This window comes from Algoriphagus aquaeductus (genome assembly GCF_003253485.1).
Classification (GTDB): domain Bacteria; phylum Bacteroidota; class Bacteroidia; order Cytophagales; family Cyclobacteriaceae; genus Algoriphagus; species Algoriphagus aquaeductus.
This window is the reverse complement of record NZ_QKTX01000035.1, coordinates 1777-4973: the sequence shown is the minus strand read 5'-3', so window position 1 is coordinate 4973 and position 3197 is coordinate 1777. Positions and strand designations below refer to the sequence as shown.

The following is a 3197-nucleotide window of genomic DNA, read 5'->3' as shown; positions in this document are numbered from 1 at the left end:
CTGAAGGCTTTGAATAATGTGGCGGCGACCTACTCTCCCGGGAGTAACCCCAGTACCATCGGCGCTGCAGGGCTTAACTTCTCTGTTCGGGATGGGAAGAGGTGGGACCCCTGCGCTAGGCCGCCTAAATCTTGCAAGACTTTTAGAGTCAAGAATCAAGAGATCAGAATTTTATGCTGTCTTGTTTCTCGCTTCTAGCGTCTTGTATCTAATATCTTATGTCTTTAACATATCTGGTAGAAACTGTAACAATCCGTAGGTAAGCTTTCGGGCAATTAGTACTGCTCAGCTATGCCATTGCTGACTTTACACCTGCAGCCTATCAACGTCATCGTCTCTGACGGCCCTATATGGAAGTCTCATCTTGAGGGGAGTTTCGCACTTAGATGCTTTCAGCGCTTATCTCTTCCCGACGTAGCTACCCGGCAGTGCAGTTGGCACCACAACCGGTACACCAGCGGTCAGTCCAACCCGGTCCTCTCGTACTAAGGTCAGGTCCTCGCAAACTTCCCACGCCCGCAACAGATAGGGACCGAACTGTCTCACGACGTTCTGAACCCAGCTCGCGTGCCACTTTAATCGGCGAACAGCCGAACCCTTGGGACCTTCTCCAGCCCCAGGATGTGACGAGCCGACATCGAGGTGCCAAACCTCCCCGTCGATATGAGCTCTTGGGGGAGATCAGCCTGTTATCCCCAGCGTACCTTTTATCCTTTGAGCGACGGCCCTTCCATTCAGAACCGCCGGATCACTATACCCGTGTTTCCACCCTGCTCGGCTTGTCGGCCTTACAGTCAAGCTCCCTTATGCTATTGCACTCCTCGTACGGTTACCAAGCGTACTGAGGGAACCTTTGGAAGCCTCCGTTATCCTTTTGGAGGCGACCACCCCAGTCAAACTACCCACCAAGCAATGTCTCCGCCTCGGCGGATTAGATACCAAGCAAACAAAGGGTGGTATTTCAACGGCGACTCCACAGACACTGGCGTGCCCGCTTCACTGTCTCCCACCTATCCTACACATCGTTTGCCCAGTACCAATGCTAAGCTGCAGTAAAGGTGCATGGGGTCTTTCCGTCCCGTTGCGGGTACACGGCATCTTCACCGTGACTACAATTTCACCGAGCTCATGGCTGAGACAGCGCCCAGATCGTTACACCATTCGTGCAGGTCGGAACTTACCCGACAAGGAATTTCGCTACCTTAGGACCGTTATAGTTACGGCCGCCGTTTACTGGGGCTTCGATTCAATGCGTCGCTTGCGCTAACATCCCCTCTTAACCTTCCAGCACCGGGCAGGTGTCAGGCCTTATACTTAGTCTTGAAACTTCGCAAAGCCATGTGTTTTTGTTAAACAGTCGCCTGGGCCTCTTCACTGCGGCCCCCTGTTACAGGGGCGCCCCTTCTCCCGAAGTTACAGGGCCATTTTGCCGAGTTCCTTAGCCATGATTCACTCGAGCACCTTAGGATTCTCTCCTCGACCACCTGTGTCGGTTTGCGGTACGGGTACTCATACGCTTAGCGCTAGAAGTTTTTCTTGGAAGCCCTTAGGATCACTATCCGATTGTCCGAAGACGCTCGGTACTGTCACGTTCGGCTAGGGCTACGCATTTAACTATAGCCCCAATACCTACACGCTTTAACCCGGTATTCCGTCACCGGGCGGATCTTTCATCACTCCGTCACTCCGTCACCTGTATGAATAGTATGGGAATATTAACCCATTGTCCATCGACTACCCCTCTCGGGTTCGCCTTAGGCCCCGACTAACCCTGATCCGATTAACGTTGATCAGGAAACCTGGGTCTTACGGTGGGCGGGTTTCTCGCCCGCCTTATCGTTACTTATGCCTACATTTGCTTTTCCAAAAGCTCCAGCACCCCTTACAGGATACCTTCGCCGCCGTTGGAATGCTCCCCTACCACTGCATTGCTGCAATCCTTCGCTTCGGTACTAGATTTGATGCCCGATTATTATCGACGCCCTGTCGCTCGACCAGTGAGCTGTTACGCACTCTTTAAAGGAATAGCTGCTTCCAAGCTAACCTCCTGGCTGTCTCTGCAACTGGACCACCTTTGTTCAACTTAATCTAGATTTGGGGACCTTAGCGGAAGGTCTGGGTTCTTTCCCTCTCGGACTGGGACCTTAGCACCCCAGCCCTCACTGCCGGTTCTATATGACGGCATTCGGAGTTCGTCAGGATTTGGTAGGATTTGACTCCCCCTAGTCCTATCGGTAGCTCTACCTCCGTCATACAATTCCCGACGCTGTTCCTAAAAACATTTCGGGGAGTACGAGCTATTTCTCAGTTTGATTAGCCTTTCACCCCTACCCACAGCTCATCCGGAAGCTTTTCAACGCTTATCAGTTCGGTCCTCCAGTTGGTTTTACCCAACCTTCAACCTGGCCATGGGTAGATCACTAAGTTTCGCGTCTACCCCCTCCGACTACATCGCCCTTTCAGACTCGCTTTCGCTCCGGGTACAGTACTTAATACCTTACCCTTGCCGGAGAGGAGTAACTCGTAGGCTCATTATGCAAAAGGCACGCCGTCACCCCACTAAAGGGCTCCGACCGCTTGTAAGCGCACGGTTTCAGGTTCTATTTCACCCTCCTATTCGGAGTACTTTTCACCTTTCCCTCACGGTACTAGTTCACTATCGGTCTCTCAGGAGTATTTAGCCTTACCGGATGGTGCCGGCAGTTTCAAACGGGATTCCTCCGGTCCCGCCCTACTCAGGATACCCGCCCAATTCACAACCCTTCCAATACGGGACTCTCACCCTCTATCGTCGGCCTTCCCATGCCGTTCTCGTCGGTTTGTAAATCTTTATGCAGGTCCTACAACCCCGGTCATGCCGTAACATAACCGGTTTGGGCTCCTCCGCTTTCGCTCGCCACTACTTACGGAATCATTATTATTTTCTCCTCCTATGGGTACTTAGATGTTTCAGTTCCCCACGTTCGCCTCTCTTTCGAGATCCCCGATAAATCGGGGGGGTTGCCCCATTCGGATATCTACGGATCAAATCGCATTGGCCAATCCCCGTAGCTTTTCGCAGCTTATCACGTCCTTCTTCGCCTCTGAGAGCCTAGGCATCCCCCGTGCGCCCTTATTCACTTACTTCTACTCTCGCTCACATTCTCATGTGAACCATTGTTACAGTCTCTACTTCAATATGTCAATGAACTTCTATC

At 52.1% G+C, this 3197-nt stretch carries 2 rRNA genes; both read right to left on the bottom strand.

Annotated elements, in window-relative coordinates:
* Window positions 1–16 precede the first annotated feature (16 nt).
* Window positions 17–128, bottom strand: a 5S ribosomal RNA gene (gene rrf, locus CLV31_RS21610).
* Between the two features lie 127 nt (window positions 129–255).
* Window positions 256–3126: ribosomal RNA gene (locus CLV31_RS21605) — 23S ribosomal RNA — on the bottom strand.
* Between the last annotated feature and the right edge of the window lie 71 nt (window positions 3127–3197).